Origin of the sequence: Mesorhizobium sp. NPDC059054 (assembly GCF_042739215.1) — a bacterium.
Classification (GTDB): Bacteria; Pseudomonadota; Alphaproteobacteria; order Rhizobiales; family Rhizobiaceae; genus Mesorhizobium.
Genome location: NZ_JBHYHV010000002.1, coordinates 567,020 through 587,745, shown reverse-complemented (window position 1 = coordinate 587,745; position 20,726 = coordinate 567,020). Strand labels below are relative to the sequence as shown.

Annotated in this window: 23 protein-coding genes and 1 tRNA gene; 11 read left to right on the top strand and 13 right to left on the bottom strand. The window is 60.7% G+C overall.

Going from position 1 to position 20,726, the window contains the following annotated elements:
• The first annotated feature begins 21 nt into the window (after nucleotides 1-21).
• Nucleotides 22-1,032: a nicotinate-nucleotide--dimethylbenzimidazole phosphoribosyltransferase gene (gene cobT, locus ACFWXH_RS10565; RefSeq protein ID WP_379119965.1), complete on the top strand. Its 1,011-nt coding sequence runs from the start codon at nucleotides 22-24 to the stop codon at nucleotides 1,030-1,032.
• 156 nt (nucleotides 1,033-1,188) lie between these two features.
• The gene (locus ACFWXH_RS10560) at nucleotides 1,189-1,476 is read left to right on the top strand and encodes a hypothetical protein (RefSeq protein ID WP_379119963.1); all 288 of its coding nucleotides are present in this window, start codon (nucleotides 1,189-1,191) and stop codon (nucleotides 1,474-1,476) included.
• Here the strand turns inward: ACFWXH_RS10560 and ACFWXH_RS10555 are convergent.
• The gene (locus ACFWXH_RS10555) at nucleotides 1,461-1,943 is read right to left on the bottom strand and encodes a hypothetical protein (RefSeq protein ID WP_379119961.1); all 483 of its coding nucleotides are present in this window, start codon (nucleotides 1,941-1,943) and stop codon (nucleotides 1,461-1,463) included. The two genes, ACFWXH_RS10560 and ACFWXH_RS10555, sit on opposite strands and share 16 nt — an antisense overlap.
• Nucleotides 1,944-2,037: 94 nt before the next feature.
• Between ACFWXH_RS10555 and ACFWXH_RS10550 the strand changes: the two genes are divergently transcribed.
• On the top strand, nucleotides 2,038-2,523 hold the full coding sequence (locus ACFWXH_RS10550) for a hypothetical protein (RefSeq protein ID WP_379119959.1): 486 nt from the start codon (nucleotides 2,038-2,040) through the stop codon (nucleotides 2,521-2,523).
• A 32-nt stretch (nucleotides 2,524-2,555) separates the two neighbouring features.
• Here the strand turns inward: ACFWXH_RS10550 and ACFWXH_RS10545 are convergent, their stop codons facing one another.
• Entirely contained in the window at nucleotides 2,556-2,819 is a 264-nt protein-coding gene (locus ACFWXH_RS10545; RefSeq protein ID WP_379119957.1) for a phage tail terminator-like protein, read from the bottom strand.
• Nucleotides 2,820-2,867: 48 nt separating this feature from the next.
• On the opposite strand from ACFWXH_RS10545, the gene ACFWXH_RS10540 reads away from it, so the two are divergent.
• Nucleotides 2,868-3,302 (top strand): hypothetical protein, encoded by a 435-nt coding sequence (locus ACFWXH_RS10540; protein WP_379119955.1) that lies wholly within the window; start codon nucleotides 2,868-2,870, stop codon nucleotides 3,300-3,302.
• Nucleotides 3,303-3,310: 8 nt separating this feature from the next.
• Here ACFWXH_RS10540 and ACFWXH_RS10535 read toward each other — a convergent pair whose 3' ends face one another.
• Nucleotides 3,311-3,550, bottom strand: coding sequence for a hypothetical protein (locus ACFWXH_RS10535; protein WP_379119953.1), 240 nt, complete (start codon nucleotides 3,548-3,550; stop codon nucleotides 3,311-3,313).
• Between the two features lie 250 nt (nucleotides 3,551-3,800).
• On the opposite strand from ACFWXH_RS10535, the gene ACFWXH_RS10530 reads away from it, so the two are divergent.
• Nucleotides 3,801-4,556: a hypothetical protein gene (locus tag ACFWXH_RS10530; RefSeq protein WP_379119951.1), complete on the top strand. Its 756-nt coding sequence runs from the start codon at nucleotides 3,801-3,803 to the stop codon at nucleotides 4,554-4,556.
• A gap of 155 nt (nucleotides 4,557-4,711) precedes the next feature.
• Here the strand turns inward: ACFWXH_RS10530 and ACFWXH_RS10525 are convergent, their stop codons facing one another.
• Nucleotides 4,712-4,915, bottom strand: coding sequence for a DnaT-like ssDNA-binding protein (locus ACFWXH_RS10525; RefSeq protein ID WP_379119949.1), 204 nt, complete (start codon nucleotides 4,913-4,915; stop codon nucleotides 4,712-4,714).
• 112 nt (nucleotides 4,916-5,027) lie between these two features.
• On the opposite strand from ACFWXH_RS10525, the gene ACFWXH_RS10520 reads away from it, so the two are divergent.
• On the top strand, nucleotides 5,028-6,323 hold the full coding sequence (locus ACFWXH_RS10520) for a hypothetical protein (RefSeq protein ID WP_379119947.1): 1,296 nt from the start codon (nucleotides 5,028-5,030) through the stop codon (nucleotides 6,321-6,323).
• 151 nt (nucleotides 6,324-6,474) lie between these two features.
• Here the strand turns inward: ACFWXH_RS10520 and ACFWXH_RS10515 are convergent.
• Nucleotides 6,475-6,550 (bottom strand) — tRNA-Lys (locus tag ACFWXH_RS10515).
• 142 nt (nucleotides 6,551-6,692) lie between these two features.
• Nucleotides 6,693-7,601, bottom strand: a complete 909-nt coding sequence (locus ACFWXH_RS10510; protein ID WP_379119945.1) for a PhzF family phenazine biosynthesis protein — start codon at nucleotides 7,599-7,601, stop codon at nucleotides 6,693-6,695.
• Nucleotides 7,602-7,716: 115 nt separating this feature from the next.
• Here ACFWXH_RS10510 and ACFWXH_RS10505 point away from each other — a divergent pair, with 115 nt between their 5' ends.
• From ACFWXH_RS10505 to ACFWXH_RS10495, 3 genes are read left to right on the top strand one after another with little or no spacing between them, the layout of a single operon-like run.
• Entirely contained in the window at nucleotides 7,717-9,012 is a 1,296-nt protein-coding gene (locus ACFWXH_RS10505) for an efflux RND transporter periplasmic adaptor subunit (RefSeq protein WP_379119943.1), read from the top strand.
• Between the two features lie 2 nt (nucleotides 9,013-9,014).
• Nucleotides 9,015-9,722 carry an ABC transporter ATP-binding protein gene (locus ACFWXH_RS10500; RefSeq protein WP_379119941.1) on the top strand — a complete coding sequence of 236 codons (708 nt, stop codon included), beginning with the start codon at nucleotides 9,015-9,017 and terminating at the stop codon, nucleotides 9,720-9,722.
• On the top strand, nucleotides 9,719-10,927 hold the full coding sequence (locus ACFWXH_RS10495) for an ABC transporter permease (RefSeq protein ID WP_054308136.1): 1,209 nt from the start codon (nucleotides 9,719-9,721) through the stop codon (nucleotides 10,925-10,927). Before ACFWXH_RS10500 ends, ACFWXH_RS10495 begins: the two co-directional genes overlap by 4 nt.
• A gap of 5 nt (nucleotides 10,928-10,932) precedes the next feature.
• On the opposite strand, the gene ACFWXH_RS10490 is transcribed toward ACFWXH_RS10495, so the two are convergent.
• Both ACFWXH_RS10490 and ACFWXH_RS10485 read right to left on the bottom strand, forming a co-directional pair.
• Entirely contained in the window at nucleotides 10,933-11,646 is a 714-nt protein-coding gene (locus tag ACFWXH_RS10490; RefSeq protein ID WP_379119939.1) for a hypothetical protein, read from the bottom strand.
• 2 nt (nucleotides 11,647-11,648) lie between these two features.
• A complete protein-coding gene (locus ACFWXH_RS10485) occupies nucleotides 11,649-12,758 on the bottom strand; it encodes an endonuclease/exonuclease/phosphatase family protein (RefSeq protein WP_379119937.1) in 1,110 nt (369 codons plus the stop codon).
• A 187-nt stretch (nucleotides 12,759-12,945) separates the two neighbouring features.
• Between ACFWXH_RS10485 and ACFWXH_RS10480 the strand changes: the two genes are divergently transcribed.
• A complete protein-coding gene (locus tag ACFWXH_RS10480; protein WP_379119935.1) occupies nucleotides 12,946-13,518 on the top strand; it encodes a BA14K family protein in 573 nt (190 codons plus the stop codon).
• Between the two features lie 275 nt (nucleotides 13,519-13,793).
• Here ACFWXH_RS10480 and ACFWXH_RS10475 read toward each other — a convergent pair whose 3' ends face one another.
• The 5 genes from ACFWXH_RS10475 to ACFWXH_RS10455 all read right to left on the bottom strand — a co-directional run bounded on the left by ACFWXH_RS10475 (nucleotide 13,794) and on the right by ACFWXH_RS10455 (nucleotide 19,806).
• Nucleotides 13,794-15,023: a c-type cytochrome gene (locus tag ACFWXH_RS10475; protein ID WP_379119933.1), complete on the bottom strand. Its 1,230-nt coding sequence runs from the start codon at nucleotides 15,021-15,023 to the stop codon at nucleotides 13,794-13,796.
• On the bottom strand, nucleotides 15,020-16,786 hold the full coding sequence (locus ACFWXH_RS10470) for a GMC family oxidoreductase (RefSeq protein WP_379119931.1): 1,767 nt from the start codon (nucleotides 16,784-16,786) through the stop codon (nucleotides 15,020-15,022). Before ACFWXH_RS10470 ends, ACFWXH_RS10475 begins: the two co-directional genes overlap by 4 nt.
• 6 nt (nucleotides 16,787-16,792) lie before the next feature.
• Nucleotides 16,793-17,398: a gluconate 2-dehydrogenase subunit 3 family protein gene (locus tag ACFWXH_RS10465; RefSeq protein ID WP_379119929.1), complete on the bottom strand. Its 606-nt coding sequence runs from the start codon at nucleotides 17,396-17,398 to the stop codon at nucleotides 16,793-16,795.
• A 694-nt stretch (nucleotides 17,399-18,092) separates the two neighbouring features.
• The gene (gene ilvC, locus ACFWXH_RS10460; protein ID WP_054308143.1) at nucleotides 18,093-19,112 is read right to left on the bottom strand and encodes a ketol-acid reductoisomerase; all 1,020 of its coding nucleotides are present in this window, start codon (nucleotides 19,110-19,112) and stop codon (nucleotides 18,093-18,095) included.
• Between the two features lie 4 nt (nucleotides 19,113-19,116).
• Nucleotides 19,117-19,806, bottom strand: coding sequence for a TetR/AcrR family transcriptional regulator C-terminal domain-containing protein (locus ACFWXH_RS10455; RefSeq protein ID WP_054308144.1), 690 nt, complete (start codon nucleotides 19,804-19,806; stop codon nucleotides 19,117-19,119).
• A 174-nt stretch (nucleotides 19,807-19,980) separates the two neighbouring features.
• On the opposite strand from ACFWXH_RS10455, the gene ACFWXH_RS10450 reads away from it, so the two are divergent.
• Nucleotides 19,981-20,703, top strand: coding sequence for a GNAT family N-acetyltransferase (locus tag ACFWXH_RS10450; RefSeq protein WP_379119927.1), 723 nt, complete (start codon nucleotides 19,981-19,983; stop codon nucleotides 20,701-20,703).
• The last annotated feature ends 23 nt before the right edge of the window (nucleotides 20,704-20,726 follow it).

Here is a 20,726-nt window from a genome sequence, read left to right as displayed (position 1 = left end):
TGTTTCGGAGACAAGTCCGTCATGCCCTTCAAATCCTTGGATGAATTGCGCGACGCCTGCCGCAATCTGCCGGCCGGCAACGAGGCGGCGGCAGCGGCTGTTGCACGCCGCCAGGACACGTTGACGAAGCCGCAAGGCAGTCTGGGCCGGCTGGAAACCATCGCCGCTTGGCTGGCGCGCTGGCAAGGCCGCGACATGCCCAGGCTCGATCGTGTGAAAGTATTCGTTTTCGCGGGTAACCATGGTGTCACAGCCCAGGGCGTGTCGGCTTACCCTTCTGAAGTCACGGTGCAGATGGTGGCCAACTTCGCCAACGGTGGCGCGGCCATCAACCAGCTTGCCCGCGCAACCGGCTCAGAACTCGACGTTATCCCGCTCGACCTCGACCACTCGACCGGCGACTTCACGCAAGATGTCGCCATGGATGAGGCAGCTTTCCTAGCCGCCGTCTCCATCGGCTATGACGCAGTGGATGCGGATCTCGATCTCGTCTGCCTCGGTGAAATGGGCATTGGCAACACGACGCCGGCCGCGGCCATCTCCGCCGCCTTGTTCGGCGGCGGCGCCGAGAAATGGACCGGTCGCGGTACCGGCGTCGACGATGCCGGCCTTAAGCGCAAGATCGTTGCCATCGAGGCTGGGTTGAACCGCCACGCTGCGGCACTTGCCGACCCGCTCAAGGCAGCGGCAGCACTCGGCGGACGTGAACTCGCCGCCATCTTCGGCGCGACGCTCGCCGCCCGTCACCGCAACGTGCCGGTGCTGCTCGACGGTTTCGTCTGCACCGCCGCGGCTGCTCCCCTGGCCAAGCTGCACCCCTCGGGGCTTGCCCACACCATCGCTGCCCACGTCTCGGCGGAGGCCGGGCATCGCGGCCTGTTGCAGGCGCTGGGCCTCAGCCCACTGCTCGATCTCGGCATGCGGCTCGGCGAAGGCTCCGGCGCCTGCCTCGCCGTCAATCTCGTCCGTTCGGCGCTTGCCTGCCACGCAGGCATGGCAAGCTTCGCGGAGGCCGGCGTTTCGGAAAAATAGCCCGTCGGCAAGCTGTCCCACTCTAAGGGTTGCGGACAGCTTCGGGCTTGCCGCATTGCCAACTCACCGATTTTCGAAGAACCTCCGTCGCTCGGGGAACTTTCCCCGTGGCTGGCGCTTTCTGAACTGACGGCAAGCCGACGGGATGGAGATTCGATGGCAATGAAGCACTTCGCGACCTGCGCGCTCACGGCGGCTCTGGCAATTGGTCTCTCAGCGCCGACTGTCGCCGGCGAAAAGAAGCATCACCACAAGGAGCAGCGTGTCCATCACGAGGAGCGCTACGTGCCGGCCGGACGCAACATCGTCGAAATGCTGTTCGGCGGCCCGCGCTACTACGACAACCAGATGTTCACGACGGCTGTTGGCCCCTGTGCTTATCACCGCATCGGCCCCGACGCCAACGCGGTCAACGACATCAACGACCACTATTGCGGAAAGTAGTTGCGCTTTCGCGATCTGACGAAGCTACCCACGAACGCGGCTTTAGTGCGCCTGAGGTGAAGATGGTTGTCTGAGGTGATACCACCAGCGCTCGCGATGGTCATTGTAGCACTGGATGGCGCCGCTCCCGGAGCATCGTCCCACAGAATCTTGAACGGGTAGTTGCGGGTCTTTCCGCAGCAATCAGACCGATTTGGCCCGCATCGCTGGAGACCATAGCGAAGACGTTTTGCATGGATTCCGCGTTGCGCGCCCTTCTGCTTCACGTCGCGGCCACGGCTGATCATCTCAGTGGTGATGAGAGCGGCTGCGTCTCCATAGCCACCGCACCAGTCCGCGATCTCGATCCAGGTAACGCCCGAAAAGTCGGCCAGAACCACGCCGTTGGTAGGAGCTACCATCCGGTAGCGCAGATATTTCTTCGCGCCAGCGATAGCGAAAAGTCGCTCATGGCGGTCTCCTTTCATGTTGTGGGGATGCCTTGCCGAAGGGCGGTTAGGCGATGGATGGACAAGCTCCCCCGGTCCTGCTTCGATATGACTGAGTTCTTCGGAGCGGACTATGGGTGAGCTACTAGATCGAGGTATCCAACTTGAGCTGTTGGAAATCCTAGCGGGAAATTACCCGCAGCAAATGCTTATGAACCAGTTGCCCGATCACCAGGGCAATGTGAACGCAGTCAACCTTGCCTACCTTGAACAACACAACCTAATCGCAGTGAACTGGTACAGCTCAATGCAGGGGCGACAACCGGTTTCCGCTGTAATCAATGCCCGCGGCCTGGACTTCCTCCAGAATGACGGTGGTTTGTCTGCGATACTGGGCGTTGTGACCGTCAAGCTGCATGATGACACCATCCGCAAATTGCTCATCGACAAGATCGAGAACGCTGAGGGCGATAAATCGGTCAAAACACAACTGATCGATAAAGTGAAAAGCTTGCCGGCCGACGCGTTGGGCACTGTTGTGACCAAGACAATGGAAGCTGCACTCGGTGCTGCACCAAACCTACTTCCGCTCCTCACCAGCATCCTGTCGCGCGGATAGCGTCGACAACAGCGCCTGCTTCTCCACATCCGTTACTGGCCGTCCCAATCGAAGCTGTTCAATCCGCGCAAAGGCTTTGGCGAGATCAAACCCCGGGGGGAAGCACCAAATACCAGCAGCCATTGGAAGCTTGATCTGTCATGCAAAAGCACTCGTAGCGCCGTCACCGGCACCAAGACATGCGTGTCATCATCCATCGGCTGCGCGGCTGTCGGCGCGGCCGTGACGCGAACTGTTACGCCGCCATAGGTCATCTTGAGATCGGTCGGAAAATGCGCAGCAACCTTGCCAGCCACTTCAAGCGCCTCCAGACTCGCCTTAGAGCGAGCCAGATCGATGTTTCGATGGATGGCATGAATAATTTCGCTATCCTGCGCTTGTCTGGCAAGGTTGGGGGCCGGCAAATGTCCGAAGTCGCGCTAACGGTGAGCAAGCGCATTCACCGTGTCTTTCATCGACTTGGTGTAGTGCTTGGAGGGATGCTCGTGCTTGCGGGGTTAGCGGTGGGAGCCAATGCCAGTATCACATGGATGAGAGGTCCAGCAGCGCCTGAGTTGAAGTTGGTGCCGTATGACGGGCCAGCACACCCTTTGTCCTCCGGCGAAGAAGTTGACCTGCAATTGAAGGCAGACAGAGCTGAGGCTATCGCAGCCGCTCAGAATCGCCGTCAGGTCCATGAGTTGGGAGTGATGGCCCTTTTTCTGATGGGTTGCGGTTTAGCCACATATCTTGCGTTGCGAGCGATCGGCTGGATCGTCGCCGGAGCTGCCAAGAGCTAAGCTTTGCGCTACGGCTCCAGTCTGGCTTTCACTTCGGCGGCCTTGGCCCCGACAATCGCGATCCAGCGCTGCGCCACCATCGTCACCCGTGGCCGAGGTGCATTGCCCCGCACCCCGTAGTGGACGTACGCAGCGTAGTTGGCCGTGTAGCCGAGATAGGACGTGTCACCAAGGTCCGCGCCGGCAATGACAAGTACGATGTCGCTGTGATTGTCCGGAACAGCCGCGCCCGGGTTCGCTCGCATCATCTGGGACACGGCCGTGGTTGACACCATTAGCGAGCCACGGAGGAAGGCAGTGTCCACTGGTGCGAGCTCGTTCTGGCTGACCAGTACCTGAGCGCTCTCCTTGAACACGGCCTCGAGCGCACCGTCGACCTTGGCTGCCTACGATCCAACCTGGGTAGCGAATGAAGCCACGACGTTTATCCTCTAAACTCTTTTGGCATTGGGCATAGTCACCTAAACTGTCTGCGGGGCATGAGAGGCTTGGGGCGAAATGAGCACTGACGAGAAATTTACGTTTCGGCTATCGCCGCTGACACGCTTAATGATGACGCTAGATGAAGAGATGGCTCTCGATCGACAGCGCGTTGTCTTCGACGGCCAGCGCCGCGAAATGTATCTGAATATGTACTCGCTGGCAGTCGGCAAGCGAGATCAACTGCTTAAAAGCGTCGCACTTCTGGATACAGTCCTGTTGCTGCTCCTCTACGGAAAATCCATCACGGTTCCAGGGCTCGGGATCACCTTGCTTGATATCCCTGCGGGGCTGGAAATTGTGACGGTGTTAGCCTCCCTAACTTTCATGTTCTTGGGATTGGCATTCTTGAACGAGCAGGCATATCTCGCAATCGCCAACAAATTTGGGCAGCACCTTGCGAAGGCACCGGGGGTGGACCCTGATTTTGTCAACGCAAGCGAAAAACCATTCGAGTTCGTCCTGAAGCTCTACGGCCGGAAAATGAATATCGGTGGGCCTGATTTCTTCGTTCCAGGTTTGGCCTACCGCCTGTTCTTCGGCTCTATACTGCTAGCCCTTCAATTCAGCATGATCGCTGTGATCCTCTTGCACTTCCTAGCAATCGGCGCGGCTTGCACCACGCTCTGGTCGACACCATCGGCTTACTATTTCTCACAGGTTGCGGCCGTGTTCGCTCTTACAAGCAACGTGGTCGGCTTTCTGATCGTCACCAGTATGAACATTGGCTTCAGCTTCACATTTGAACCTGTAGATCGCTCATCACCTCGCTAGAGCCGCAACACAGTCGGTCTGGTATTCGGTAAAGCATTTGCAGCCGATCTTATGCCTCACCGGCACGCCTGGCGCATTCTTGTCGATACCGCCGACACGGGCCATTCGAGAGCCTGCAGGCAGAACTTCTTCCGATGGCCAGGGAAACGTGTGCACTAAGTGTTGTCCATGTAGGACGTTGCCCTACGCAGTGCGGTCTCTGTCTTTTCGGCCGGCGTTGCTGGAAAGGCCAGATCACGCGCTGCTGCATACGCAGCGCAATCGCTGACGCTGACGTAGCTTTCGGCATTACCAAGGCCGTAGCCAGGACACCGGTCGGGCCGCGTTCGTTTTTCTGTAGAAAGACCATGCTGCAGCAAAGTTGACGCTCGACGAGGACGTCATTTGGCCGCAAGAATTCACGAGGGCCGTTTGGGGTACACAATGCGAATTATTCGGGTTGCCAAGCTGAGCGATCGGCAAGTTCTTCGGATGATCAATGACATCCGCAAACAATATGAAAATAACACCCACCAATGCACAGTGGATCTAGGCGGCGCACGATCGGAATACCCGTCGGAGGCTGTTGACACGCTTCTTAAGGCAGGCAACGACCTAAGCGCCATCTATGGCTTCGATATGCAAGTCGGAAATCCAGTGATCGGGATCTCACATCGGCGCGGCATCGGGGGCACCAACCAGAACATAGACGTTCCGGACCGGCAAGCTTCTCCCTACTTTGATGAGATCGGGATAAACGTCACAGCTAGTGGCAAGGCGGCGAGTCCAGAACAGATCATTGCAGTTCGGCGGGTTTTGGGGAAGCACACTCAACTCCCGTCAGATTCAACAGTTGTCGGGGCTGCCAGCGAAGCAACCGACTTGTTGAAACTCCAATTCTCTCAACTCAACGAGCAATTGGCAGAGATCAACACGCACAACATCAAGCGGCGCGAAGCCCTAGAGGACGAATTCTCCGACAAACGGCGCTTGTTAGAGAAAGAACTAGCTAACCACGCCGAACAACTCCGAGAGAAGATGGAGCAACTTGACGCTGATCACAGGACACGCGTCGAGGCCGTGCAGGCTCGAGAAAAACAATTAGATGACCGCGATCACATCCACGCACGACGTGAGCTGCGGACAAACATTACCGAAGACATTGCCCGGCAACTCCAAGGCGATTTGATCCCAGCGAAAGCTTCGGCAATGCGTTGGTCGGTGCTTATGCTTCTACTAATAGGCACTATCGGAATGGGCGGCCTTGCAGCGTGGAGTCTCTTCGAATTCGGCCAGCTAACCTATCTAGCCTCTCTGAAAGAGACACTCAGCAGTGAGCAACTCCAGGAGCGGACCTACGCGACCGCGCAAATCGAAGCGGGATTTCACTGGCTGGTTCTCGCTCGAGGCTTTGTAGCTGGAGTAGTTGCGATAGGGTTTCTTCTGTACGCAATCTCCTGGCTGAAAGCGCTGTACCACGAAGAAGTAAAGACGCGTCGTGATCTTCAGCGGTACTCGACTGACCTCAGTCGCGCGAGTTGGGCAATCGAAAGCATCATGGAGGCGAAATCCTCAGACGGTGTGGCGATTCCAGAAGCTGTCATTGCCGGTATCACTCGCAATCTCTTCGAAACTCCAGGCGATAGCAAAAGCAACAAGGAAACTAGCGCCAACGCCCTCGCCGAACTATTGCGGACATCGGGGAAGGCCAAGTTCGGTCCCGATGGAGCCACGTTCGAGCTAAACAGCCGCGGTGCAAACAGACTGGCCGAGAAGATCGACGACTAGGCCGTCTCGGCGCTACCGGGACGCGTCTTCTTGAAGAGAGGCACCATGGAATTGTCGTTTGTCTGTTGGTTCTTTGGCTGTCATGTCGCTGTACGCATCTTTCGCGCACCAATCGAATGAAGCTTTCGAAATAGACACTAAATGGTTGAAATGGTGGGTGATGTAGGGATCGAACCTACGACCCGCTGATTAAGAGTCAGCTGCTCTACCAACTGAGCTAATCACCCACGCGGGGCTGGTGAAAACCAGCTTGGGCGGGCATATAGCCGCCACTCCCCCTCCTGTCCAGCCCCCGCCGCTTCATTTCCCGACAAATCGATACGGTTATTTTAGACGCACCCGTTTGCCGCACGATTGCCGCGTGCGCGATCACACGAACAGCTTGCCTTCGCCCACCTTCACCGCCTGGCCGCCGATACGGGCCGACGCAAGCCGGCCGGCCTCGACATCGAGTTCGAGGCGGATTCGCGACGGCCGCCCCATTTCAAGACCCTGCTCAATCCAGCAGCGCGTCATGCCATCGCCCGGTTGGTCGAAATGCATGACCGCGCCGGCAAAGGCGGCTGCCGCCGAGCCGGTCGCCGGATCTTCGTAGGATGGGTTTCCAGGCACGATCATGCGCACGTGGAAGGCGCTTTCCTTGTGCACAGTCTCGCGGCAGTAAACGTAAGGGCTGGCAAAGGCCCATTCGCTCTTCTTCGGCGCGAGCTGCGCCCACATGTCGTTGTTGAGGCGCGCCTTGGCCGCAGCCTTCAGATTGGCGACCGGAATAGTCACATAGGGCACACCGGCGCTGAAAAAGGCGACACGGTGATTCTCGAAACCGATCTCATGCGGTCCGAGCCCCAACGCCGCACCGATCGCTTCCGGGTCGGCGGTAAGCTTGAGCTGCTCCGGCAGTTTCGCAAGGTCGAACTCGGCGAAGGTCGCGCCTTCGCCGCGGCTGACCGCGCAACGCACCGGCCCGATATTCTCCTCGAGCACGAAGATGGCGTCCCCGTTGCCTTCTTCCAATTCGGTCAGGGCCACGGCACTGCCGACGGTGGGATGCCCGGCGAACGGCATCTCGTAGTCCGGCGTGAAGATGCGGATGCGAGCCCGATGCCGCGGGTTCTCCGGCGGCAGCACGAACACCGATTCGGACAGGTTGAACTCGCGGGCGATGCGCTGCATGGCATCGAGGTCCAACCCCTCGCAATCCAGCACCACCGCCAGTGGGTTGCCAGCCAGCCTGTCGCCGGTAAAAACGTCGTAGATCAGGTAGTTGCGTGCCGTCATGGCTGAATTCCCGCTCGCCTGTTTGCCAACATGACTGAAAATTAATTTGCTATTGCCCGCACAAAACCTGATGTGTGCGCAAGTAGGGACATTTCGAGCAGCATAGGGGTCCAGCGTGGACCAGACTGTCAAGCGGCCAGAGGCGGAAGAGGCTTCCGCCATCAAGGCGTCCCTCAACCTCGATGCACCCGGCACTGCAAGACAGCGCCGGCGCGGCTGGCTTTATGCGCTGCTTGCCATCCTTGTCATTGCCGCCGCCTTTGGCGGCTGGCGCTGGTATGCCGGCACTCCTGTCCGCATCGACTACACCACGCAGCCTGCCGCGCGCGCCGATCTGACTGTCCAGGTTTCAGCCACGGGCACTTTGCAGCCCCTCACCCAGGTCGACATCTCTTCCGAGCTCTCCGGCATCGTCCGCTCGGTCACCGTAGAAGAAAACCAGCAGGTCAAGAAAGGTGACGTGCTGGCGTCGCTGGACACCTTGAAGCTGGAAGTACAGATCGAACGGGCCAAGGCCTCCGCCAAGGCAGCAACCGCCGCTGTTGAAACAGCGCAGGTCACGCTGCGCGAAAGCGAACAGAGCCTGTCGCGCACGTCCGAACTGACAAAGCGCGGCATGGCCACCCAGCAGGCGCTCGATACCGCGCAAGCCGCGCGCGATCGCGCCAAGGCGGCGTTGGACAGCGCGGAAGCCAGCCTCGCGATCGCCAATGCCGATCTGAAGGCGCAGCAGACCGACCTCGCCAAGAGCACCATCTATGCGCCGATCGACGGCATCGTGCTCACCCGCTCCGTCGATCCCGGCCAGACGGTCGCCTCCTCGCTGCAGGCACCCGTGCTGTTCGTCCTTGCCGCGGACCTGAAGAAGATGGAAGTGCAGGCGGCAATCGATGAGGCTGATATCGGTACCGTCCAGCCCGGTCAGAATGCCCGCTTCACCGTGGATGCCTTCCCGGACCGTCCGTTCAACGCGCAGATCCGTGAAATCGCCTATGCATCCGTCACCACCGACGGCGTCGTCACCTACAAGGCCCGCCTCGAGGTGGACAATGGTGAATTGCTGCTGCGTCCCGGCATGACAGCCACGGTCTCGGTTGTGACCAAACAGGCAAAGGATGCGCTGACGGTTCCCTCTTCCGCCTTCCGCTTCCGCCCGTCCTCTGATGCCCGCAGCCGCGAATTCAGCTTGTTGTCGATGTTCACCGGCCGCCCGAACCGCGGCAACGCCGGGGCTCGTGATCGGCAGCAGGCGCGCGGCCCGGAAGGCACGCGCCGCCTCTATGTTCTGAAGGATGGCCGGCCTCGCCCCGTGGACGTCACGGTGGGATCGACTAATGGCGACCTGACCGAGGTTCTGTCCGGACTGGACGAAGGCGATCTCGTCATCACCGCCGCTCAGCAGCGCAGCTGACCATGACTGGCGCTCCCCTGATAAACTTCGACAAGGTCTGGAAGACCTATGGCGAAGGCGAGGCTCGGGTAAATGCCTTGGCGGGCATCGATCTTGCCATTCCCCGTGGCGAGTTCGTCGCCATCATGGGGCCTTCCGGCTCGGGAAAATCCACGGCGATGAACATCGTCGGCTGCCTCGACACGCCGACCGCAGGCACCTACAGCTTCATGGGCGTGGACGCTGGTCGGCTCGACCGCAGCCGCCGCGCCACTTTGCGCAACCTGCATATCGGCTTCGTCTTCCAGGGCTACAACCTGCTGCCACGCACGACAGCCGTTGAGAATGTCGAACTGCCGCTGATCTATCGTGGTGTCGCCCATAACGAGCGCCGCCAACTTGCCATGGAGGCATTGGCCGAAGTCGGATTGACCGGACGCGAGCACCACACGCCGGCGGAGCTTTCCGGCGGCCAGCAGCAGCGCGTGGCGATTGCCCGCGCCATCGTCAGCCGACCGACCCTTCTGGTGGCCGACGAGCCAACCGGCAATCTCGACACGGCCCGCAGCCACGAGATCATGGATCTGCTGACCCGGCTGAACCAGGAACTCGGCCTTACCATCGTCATGGTTACCCACGAGCCGGATATCGCGGCCTATGCCGGCAGAACCATTCGCTTCCTCGACGGTCATGTCGCTTCCGATGCCAGAACAGCTGAGGCAGTCACATGATCTGGGAAACCATCCGTCTTGCGCTGCGTTCCGTCCGCCGCAATGCGCTGCGCTCATTCCTGACCTTGCTCGGCATCGTCATCGGCGTGGCCGCCGTCATCGCCATGCTGACCATCGGCTCCGGCACGACGCAGAAGGTCAAGGCAGACATCTCCAAGCTGGGATCGAACCTGCTCGTGGTGCGCTCGGGACGCTTCAATGGTCCCAGGAGCTCCGACACGGTTGCCCGACCGCTCGAAGAGAAGGATGCCGAGGCGCTGTCCAGGCAATTGTCCGGTGCTCGTGCGATTGCGCCCGCCGCGCAAAAGCAGGTGCGCGCCGTCTTCGGCACGGAAAGCCTGGTCACGGGCGTGACCGGCACCGAGAGTGCGTTTCTCGATGCCCGCGACTGGAAACTCGCTACCGGCCGTGCTTTTTCTGAATCCGAGACCCGCTCGGGCACGGGCGTATGCCTGATCGGCGAGACGGTGCGCCAGCAATTTTTCGGTGCAGGCGATCCCGTCGGAGAAGCCATCCGCGTCAACCAGATGAGCTGCCAGGTGATCGGCCTGCTTGAGGCGAAGGGCTACACCGGTTTCGGCCAGGACCAGGACAATGTCGTGCTGATGCCGCTGCACGCATTCCAGCGGCGCATCGCCGGCAACCGCAATGTCGACAACATCTACGTCGCCGCTGATGAGGCCACGCCGACTTCGATACTCCTGCCTCGTGTCGAGGGCATCCTGCGCGATGCACGACGCGTGCCGCCGGATGGTGAAAACGACTTCGACATCCGCGACATGACGCAGATCGCCGACACGATGGCGAGCGCTACCGCGACCATGACCGGCATGCTGGGCGCCGTCGCTGGGGTGAGCCTGCTGGTCGGCGGCATCGGCATCATGAACATCATGCTGGTATCCGTCACCGAGCGCACCCGCGAGATCGGTATCCGGCTGGCGATTGGCGCGCACGAGCGCCATATCCTCATCCAATTCCTGGTCGAGGCGACGGTGCTGTCCCTGCTCGGCGGCATCATCGGCATCCTGCTGGGCCTGTCATTGGCCGGACTGGCGGCGGTGACGATGTCTATCCCCTTCGCGCCGAGCCCTGCCGTCATCCTGCTCGCAGTCGGCTTCTCGGCGTTGATCGGCATGGTGTTCGGCTTCTTCCCGGCCTTGCGCGGCGCGCGCCTCGATCCGATCGAAGCACTGCGGCACGAATAATCAGCTCAGGAGAAGTGCCACCGCGTGATGGCGGCAAGGTGGTTCAGCGTTCCTTCCGGGAGGTCATTGGCCGAGCGGATGATCACCGGCCCCTCTATCTCGGGTTCGGTTTCCGAAGCGACAAAGGCGCGGATCCGCTCAGCCACGGTTTCGGCATCCTCTTCGAGATAGTAGCGCTGAAACAGCATGGTGGAACCGTTGATCGAATGCAGATGGTAGCTCGGTTCGCGCCGCGTGTGGGTCAGGTCGAGCCCGGTTTCTTCCATCACCTCGCGATGCATGTTGCCCACCGTGTCGGCGCGTCCATCGACAAAATCCTCCGGCTCGAAGGAACCGGCGGCGAAATAGACCCGGCCGGCATTGGCCGTGTGCGGCCCCATCCTCACCGCAACCAGTGCACCGTCGCGTGCCACCAGTGCCGCCTGTGCGAAACAATGCTCTATATCGGGACTGCCCTTGTTCTTGCGCCAATACAGCATTGTCGCGAACCGCACCGCGTGACAGCGACCGATCAGCTCACCTTCGCCATTGAGTTTCAACTCTGAAGGCAGCATCAGAGTACCGTCATAGAGGCGCGGATTGGTGGCATGTTCCTGTCGCCAGTTTTCTTCGATGACTGCGACATTCTCGATTTCGAACGGATGCGGCCGGGGATCCAGCCGCACGTCCACCGAAGCGACGGGCTGGATGATGCCCCGTGGAATCTCGAACCGAGCCATCCTCAGACGAGATCCAGGGTGACGGCCACCGGACAATGGTCGGAGGCCTTCGGTCTGTCCCAGCCGATGCGCGGGAAACGCTCAACCTCCTGGTCGGGCGGGAACGGCGTGCGCCAGGGCTGGCCGTTGCGGATGATGTCCGGAATGGCGGCATTGCGCGCAGCCAATCCTTTCGACAGCAGGATGTAGTCGAGCTGGCACAGATGCCGTTCCTGCGGACCGCGCGTGTGATAAAGCGTCCAGCGGTCCATTTCGGGACGCCGCTCGACGATGTTCTCGGCAAAGCCGTCCGAAAGAAAGACATTCAGGCAGGATTCCGCCTCCGCTACCGGCTGGAAACTGTAACCGGCATAGGCATCGCCGCTGATGAGAATGCGGTGGCGGTAGTCGTTCATGTCGCCGCAGATCGCCCAGCGCTTGTCGGCGGCATGTTCGGCACCGAAGCGCTGTTCGATGATGTGGCGCACCGCGCGCGCTTCCGCGATGCGCAGCGGCATGGTGGCGGCGCGGCCGTCCAGCCCGTTGCGCGGTGGCCCCATCGACTTGAAATGCACGAGATAAAGCGTCAGCGGCGCACCACCCACCCTGACGTCGATCTCCAGGCAATCACGCCTGAAAATGCGTTCATTGGCTTCGTAACCCAGTGCCGCGAGCTCCGGCGTGAACAGGCCGGCCTGCTCGAAGGTGACATAGGCGTGGCTGGTCATGCGCACGAAGTCGATCGGCTGGCCATGCGCGGTTTCCGTGCGCATCATCACGGCGACGTCGATGCCGCGCGAATCGTTGCCGTCGGTGGTGTATTTCTGGCGGTAGCCCTCGCCCACCATCTTGAACAGATAGCCGTATTCGAAGGCTTTCAGCGCCTCGATATTGTCCACTTCCTGCAGGCAGATGATGTCCGCGCGGGTAGCCGCAATGGCAAGCGCCGTGAGTTGGCGCGTGTCGTCGGAATGAGCAATCACCCGCGCTTGTTCGAGCTGCCGGTACTCGGCCTCACTGCGAATGTCGAAGAGCGCCAGCGTGCGATCCTCGTTGAGCTGGTTGCGGTAGCCCGAAAAATCGAACCTGTTCATCAGGTTCTCGACATTGAAGGTGGCGAGGCGCAGCGACATGGCGCGAGCTTTGCCCGTAAGCCGTCACAAAGACAAGGGCTGATCCTGTTCGATAACGACACGCGACAAGCAGTTTGGAATAGTTGATGAAACCTTTCCGTTCATCACTCGTTCATCGAGCGAAGCCCATTGTCGCGCCATCCTCGGAATCCAACGGCGCGGGGCCTGTGGTTCATTGGAGAGTGTTATGAAACGGCTCATCAACTTCCGTACCGGGCTCGTGACGCTCGGCCTGCTGGTCGGTCTCTCGGCACCGGCCTTGTCTGTTCCCATGCCCGCGCCAGCGGTGCCCGCAATCCCTGCGCAAACCGATGTACAAAAGGTTCGTGACAGCTGGGCCGGCGGCAACAATGGCGGCGGCGTCAGAATGAATGACGAATGGCGTCGTGGCTGGCGCGGTGATCGTGGTTGGCGTCGCGATGGCGGCTGGCGCGGCGATCGCCATTGGCGCGGCGACCGCGGTTGGCGAGGCGACCGTGGTTGGCGCCGCGGCTGGCGCGACGACGGCTGGCGCTATCGCCGCCACCACCGCCGCGGCTGGGACAATTCCGGCGTCTATCTCGGCCTTGGCCTTCTCGGCTCCGGGCTGATGTATGACGACTACTACTATCGGCCGCGCCCGCGTATCTACCGCGCGCCGCGCGCATCCGGTCATGTCCAGTGGTGCTACTCGCGCTATCGTTCGTATCGGGCCTGGGACAACACCTTCCAGCCCAATTACGGACCACGCCGGCAATGCGTTTCGCCCTATCGCTACTAGCCGACTGAAACACCGAGCCGGTGCGGCGGTGTCGCCGCACCGGCTCTAGTAGTTTTGGCGGGGACTTAATCTTGAGCACGAAGGACCCGCTGCAAAGATATCGTGTGCCCATCGCTTGCGAAATCCGGCAGCGGCCAAGATCGGTTGCTCACCGCCCACACTCCATGAAGGCGCAAAGAAGACCGATGTTTGCATCGGTAGACGAGCAGGCCCGACGCGAGGCGAATGCCCATCCCGGACTATGTTTTGTGTTCCTGACCGCGCTTCTTTGTCAGTCACCGATCAGTCAAGGACTGACGAACCGAAGCGACGTCACTGGCTGAGGCGGGCGGCGCCGCGTTGTTCCAGCTGTTGCGGACATAGGTCAGGACGGCGGCGATCTGTTCGTCATCGAGCCGCCAGGCAAGCGATGGCATGGCCGGCGTCGTTTTCATCGCCTTGGTTTGGACACCTTGGCTGCCTGCCAGAACGAGGCGCGCCAGGGTTTCGATGCTTGGCTGCCGAACAATCGCGTTGTCGGCAAGGGCAGGGAAAAGCTGGCCGGCGCCTTTGCCATCCATACCGTGACAGGCAGAGCACGTGTCGTGGTAGATCGCTGCACCGATCTTGAACTGTGGATCGTCGGCCGAAACCGGTTTCGGTTCCGGGTCGTCCAGAGGCGGAACCGTCTTGAGATAGACGGCGATGGCCTTCAGGTCGGCCTCGTCCATCTTCGAGGTGGAGTGCTCTATAGCTTCCGACATTGGCCCGGATGCGATCGTACGGCCGTTACTGCCGGTCTTCAGGTATCGTACGATCTCGTCCTTGCTCCACCCGCCGATACCGTTCGCGACATTCCCCGTGATCGCGGGCGCATACCAGCCCTGCAACGATGCGCCTTGCAGCGCCTCGTCGGTCTTGTCGGCACCGAGAACGGTCTTGGGCGAGTGGCAGGTGCCACAATGGCCCGGCCCCTGGACAAGATAGGCGCCGCGATTCCACTCCTCGGACTGGTCGGGATCTGGTTTGAAGGGCTCGGCCGAGAAATTGATGCCGTTCCAGCCCGCCATGAGAAGCCGGACGTTGAGGGGGAAAGGCAACTGGTTGGCCTCGACCGGATTATGAACCGGTTCGATGGTCCGCATGTAGGCCCACAGATCGGAGATGTCGCTGTCCGGCATCTTGGTGTAAGCGGGATAGGGCATGGCAGGGTAAAGGCGTTTCCCGCCGTGACCTACGCCCTTTTTCAGCGCATTTCGAAAATCCGCTTCCGACCAGTTGCCGATTCCGGTCTCGCGATCCGGCGTGATATTGGGTGGCACCAGGGCGCCGAACGGCGTTTGCAGCGGCTCGCCACCGGCGAAGGGCTTTCCACCTTTCTTGCTGTGACAGGCTGTGCAGTCTCCGATGATCGCCTGATACTGACCACGGATGAGATGATCCGCCAACTGTTCCGACGCTTGTGAGATATTGCCGGCGAATGCGGCGCTTGCGAACAGCGTGAGCGTGAAGATACCGCGTCTCATGCCTGCACCAACGGCTTGCCGGGCGCCCGGAGATATTGCTGGCGGATTGCGTCGGCGGCCCAGAAGGCCAGCGCACCCACCGTGCCGGTGGGGTTCTTGCCGGCATTGTGGGCGAACGCCGAAGCTCCGATAACGAAGACGTTGGGCACATCCCAACTCTGCAGATATCTGTTGATCGCACTCGTCTTGGGGTCGCTGCCCATGACGGCACCGCCCGTATTGTGCGTGCTCTGGTAAGGGACCGAGTTCCAGCCCTTTTTAGCACGGCCGACAACGTATTGCCGCCCCCCAAGGGCCTTGGCCAGTTCCTCCATCCTGTCCGATACATAGTTCGACATGCGGATGTCGTTGTCAGGGAAGTCGAAAGTCATGCGCATGAGCGGTCGACCGTATCGATCGGTATAGGTCGGATCGAGGTCGAGATAGTTGTTTCTGGCCGGATAACTCGACCCCTGCGTGGAGAAGGACAGCGTGCCCTTGTAGGCGTCCACCGTCGCCCTCTTCCATTCCGTGCCCCAATTCGGCGTTCCGGGCGGTGTGGGTCGATTTCCGATCGGGCGGCCATTGGTCGGAATGCAGTTCATGCCGGCGCCGCCGACGAAATCCACCGCTCCATGGTCGAAGGCTTCGCCGTTGAAGTCATCAAGCGACTGACCAAGCGCGCCGGCGGCGATGAAGGGGTTGAAGTTCTTGTCGTCGAAGAACACCTTCGTGCCGGCATTGGTCTGATAGCAGTAGTTGCGCCCGACAGTGCCTTGCCCGGTCACCGGGTCGTAGATCGTGCCGATGCCCGACAACATCATCAGCCGGACGTTATGCAGTGCATAGGCGCAGATCAGCACAATCTCCGCCGGCTGGAAGAACTCTTCTCCCGACGTGTCGACATAGGTGACCCCGCGCGCCATCTTTCCCGAGCCGTCGAGATCCACCTTCAGCACTTCGCTGTCGGTGCGCACTTCGAAATTCGATTTCTTCATCAGAAGCGGCAGGATCGTCGTCTGCGCGCTCGACTTCGAATAGTTGGCGCAGCCGAAACGCTCGCAGAAGCCGCAGAAGGTGCACTGTCCCATGGCGATGCCGAGCGGATTCACATAATCCTTGGAAAGATTGGCCGAAGGCGTCGGAAAGGGATGCCAACCCAGCGACTTGGCCGTTTCGGCGAACAGCGTCGGCGCATAGGTCATCTGCATCGGCGGAAGCGGATAGTCGCGTTCGCGCGGATCCTCGAATGGATTGCCGCCTTCCTGGATCTGCCCTTTGATATTGCCCGCCTTGCCCGAGATGCCGCACAGATATTCGAAGCGATCGTAGGCGTTTTCGATCTCCGAACCGGTGATACCCCAGTCCTGCAGCTCGAGACCGGCGAATTTCTGGTCGCCATAGCGTTCGGTCAAATGGGTGCGTATGCGGAAATCGCTATCCCAGAATCGCCATGTATGGCCGTTCCAGTGGACACCGGCGCCGCCGACGCCGTTGCCGGGAAGAAACGAGCCGAAGTCTCGCATCGGCAGCGCCTCTTCGGACGGATTGTTGCGCATGGTAAAGGTTTCGACGACCGGCTGCAGGAAAAGATCACGCCGAACCGCGTAACGGAGCTCGTCCTGCGCATAGCCGATGTTGAAATCCGTCGCCGTATCGCGCCAGGGTCCACGCTCGATCGCGACCACGTCGAGCCCTTCGTCGGTCAGTTCATGTGCGAGAATCGATCCGGTCCAGCCAAGACCGATGATCACCACATCCTTCTTCGGGAGTATTCTGGTCATCGCGGCTCATCCCTTCTTTCCCATCCATTCTGGCGCACCGGCGATCGAAACCGGCGCAAGCGGATAAGGCTCATTGTGTTTCGAGACGTGGTCGCGATAGTCGTAGCGCGCACCGGGGAAGCCAAGCATGCGCCACGAAACCATGTCGCGATTGCCGCCATAGATCGGATCGGCGAAGAAGCCTTCCATCGTGTTGGCCAGAACAAGCGCGAAGAATGACTTGGCATCCACGCCATCGGGAAATTCCACCTTTCCCGCCTCCATCTCTTTCAGCAGGCTGTCTTGGTCCTCGGGCGCGAGATCGGCGAAGCTCTTGCCGTCCTTGTTCTGTTTCGCCCAGGCGTCGAGCGCGGCTAGACCCTGGCGGTAGCGCATGGCTGGCGTGGCCTGCCCCTGATAGCCCTGCGTCGACAGGCCGGGCTTGAACGGTCCTTTCGTGTAAAGCCGGCTGGAAACGCCGTAGTCGCCGACGAGCTGCCGGTCGATGTAGACCGCGCAGCCCGCGTCCTTGCCGCCAACGCTCAGATCGTCGGCCGGAACGAGCCGGTCCACGATGGCCTCGATCGCCCGTGCCTCTTCCGGCTTGAAGAAATTCCAGCCAACCGGTGTCACAGGCTGCGGCGGATCGGCACTGAAAGGTTCCCAAGGCAGCGTTCCCGACAGACTGCGGGCCGCTGCAGAAGAACCACTTGCTAAGATTGCGATCCCTACGCTCGAAAGAAGGGTACGGCGCGAAATCCGCCCCGATAGGGAATCTGGCATCAGCTGTCCCTCGTCTGCCTTTCCGGCGCGAACGGCCGGATGGGTGAGTCAGCCAGGATGAGTCCCGACGAGGGAAAGTTTAGGACGATCCGCCGAGGCGACAAGATACTAACTGTCAATCCAGTCCAGTAACCGTTGGACCAGCAGCATGAACCGCGGCCGCACCTTCCATGAACGGATGTCGTCCCTCGATGCCAGATTCAAGCGCTGAGCCGGCGCGGCCCCCCGCCGCGCCGGCTCTCGCACCGCCGCCGGAGCCCCCCGCGGGACCGGTCGTGTCGGTACGGAACTGTTGGCCGCGGCAAAGCAGCGAACCGCCGCTTTGCCGCCCGCGTCCATTTCTGGGTCGCGGCCCACGCCACCAGACGACAAGCGATCTTCATGCCAGTTCGAACCGTGCCGTAATGGCACATGAAAAAGGCCGGCGAAGAGATTCGCCGGCCTGGACTTTTGCGACTGAACATTACCTGAGGATGTCGTCGGCGATAGCGGCGTACCCTCGCTCCCAGGCCGGTGCACCGGCCTAGGAGGCATGAGACAGAACTTAGTTCTTGGCCTTGTCGACCAGCTTGTTCTTCGAAATCCAAGGCATCATGCCGCGCAGCTTCTCGCCGACCTGTTCGATCGGGTGTTCGTCGTTGAGACGGCGGGTTGCCTTGAAGCGGGCGAGACCGGAGCGGTACTCCTGCATCCATTCCGAAGTGAACCTGCCGGTCTGGATGTCGGTGAGCACACGCTTCATCTCGGCCTTGGTTTCGGCGGTGATGATGCGCGGGCCGGAAACATACTCGCCCCACTCGGCGGTGTTCGAGATCGAGTAGTTCATGTTGGCGATGCCACCTTCATAGATCAGGTCGACGATCAGCTTCACTTCGTGCAGGCATTCGAAATAGGCCATTTCCGGCGCGTAGCCGGCTTCCACCAGCGTTTCGAAACCGGCGCGGATCAGTTCGACCAGGCCGCCGCACAGCACCACCTGCTCGCCGAACAGGTCGGTCTCGCACTCTTCCCGGAAATTGGTCTCGATGATGCCGGAACGGCCGCCGCCGACACCGCACGCATAGGAGAGTGCGAGATCCAGCGCGTTGCCCGACGGATCCTGGTGGACGGCAACCAGGCACGGCACGCCGCCGCCCTTCTGGTATTCGCCACGCACCGTGTGGCCGGGACCTTTCGGCGCGACCATCAGTACGTCCACCGTCGCCTTCGGCTCGATCAGGCCGAAGTGCACGTTGAGGCCGTGCGCGAAGGCGATCGCCGCGCCATCGCGAATGTTCGGCGCGATTTCGTTCTTATAGATGTCGGCCTGCAGCTCGTCGGGCGTCGCCATCATCATCAGGTCGGCCCATTTGGCGGCTTCCGCCACGGTAAGCACCTTGAGCCCGTCGGCTTCGACCTTCTTGGCGGTAGGCGACCCGGCCTTGAGGCCGATAGCGATTTCCTTGACGCCGGAATCCTTGAGGTTCAGCGCATGGGCCCGGCCCTGCGAACCGTAGCCGATAACAGCCACCTTCTTGCCCTTGATCAGATTCAGATCGGCATCACGATCGTAGTAGACACGCATTTCTTTATTCCTTCCCGTTGAAGTCAGTGGCCTTGCGGCCGGGGTTTTGCCCGTAAAGAGCGAGAAACTGCTGGGTGGCGCGCGCAGCGTCGGCCTCGATGGTGGCTTCGGTCAGACCGGGCCAGTCACCGAGCAAGAGACGGATCTGCACGTCGCGCGCGACCAGGCCGAAAAAAGTACGAAAGGCGGTCTCGGCATCCTCGAAGACAAGATGCCCTGCCCGCTTGCCGGCATCGAGCACAGGCTTCAGACGCTTGGCGAGCGCAAAGCGGCCGTTTTCGAGCACGATGGCGCCAAGATTGTCCTTGCCCGAACCGGCGTGGCTGATGGCAACCCGGTTCAGCGCGATCGACGTGTCGCTGGCTATCACCTTCAGCCAGTCGCGCGCATAGCCTTCCAGGCTTTCCACCAGGGAAATCAGATCAGGATTGCCCTGATCGACCGGAGTGATCCGCACCTTCGACGCCTGCCAGCGCACGGTGGCGGTTAGCAATCCGTCACGATCGCCGAACCATTTGTAGAGCGTTTCCTTCGAGCAGGAGGCGCGTCGCGCCACCGTCGTCATGGAAAGATGGTCGCCTTCTTCCACGAGAAGCCGCAACACGGTGTCCAGCACGTCTTTCTGGCGATCGGTCAGCGCTTCGGGCTGCGCATTCTGCGCCTCCCCGCCGCTCTGACTGATATCTGTTTCCATCGCCGACCACGAACCGTACCGTACGTTACGGTTCGGCTTTAACAACCAGAAACAGCGCCGTCAATCCCGCTAGGGCAAAATTGCCGCGCCAGTCGGAAATGACACCCCATCACCTTCCGAAGACAGAATACCGTGGGCTCGACAGGCGCAATTCGGAACTCTAGCCTGACCGTCATGCAGCATGAAACCGCTTGGCTCGACCTCGACTATCATACCCTTTTTCGCCTGGATCAAAGTCGGCGCATCGAGCGGGAGAACGACCCGGACTGCTCGCCCGGCCCGCGTTTCTGGCTGGCAGGCTCCGCCGAGGGCAACATGTTCGGCATCGGGGCCCACGTTGCCGATCACGTTGCCGTGGAAGTGGAAAGTCTGGCAGCCACGGAGCCAGTCTTGGCGCATCCAGCCATACCGATACATCTCGACCGCTATCTGGAAATGCTTGCACCGGCTAGGCATGATTTCGGCTTGATCTATGAGTTGCCACACGAACTATCCTTCCCTTCGCGTGCGCGTATCGTCAGCGGCGAAAGCGCGGAAGGACGCAACCTCCTGCAATCGCTCTCGGCGAATGGCATGCCGGCAAGTCTGACGGAGGTCGGGTTCCACGGCACGGGGGATTTCTGGCCGCCCTGGTGTGTGGCCATCGTCGACGGCGAGATCGCGTCGATCGCCTTTGCCGCCCGGCTGTCGGATGTAGGAGCCGAAATTGGCGTGACGACGATGAAGGCCCTTCGTGGGCAAGGCTTGGGCGCGGCAGTAACCGCAGCATGGACGCGACTTCCATCCTTGCGGGCGCGAACTCTGTTCTACAGCGTCGACTGCAGCAATCTCTCCTCGCAGCGCGTGGCTTCTCGGCTTGGATTACACCGGCGCGGGACGACCTTGCGGATTTACTAGACGCGCGATGCCGGTTGCTGTTC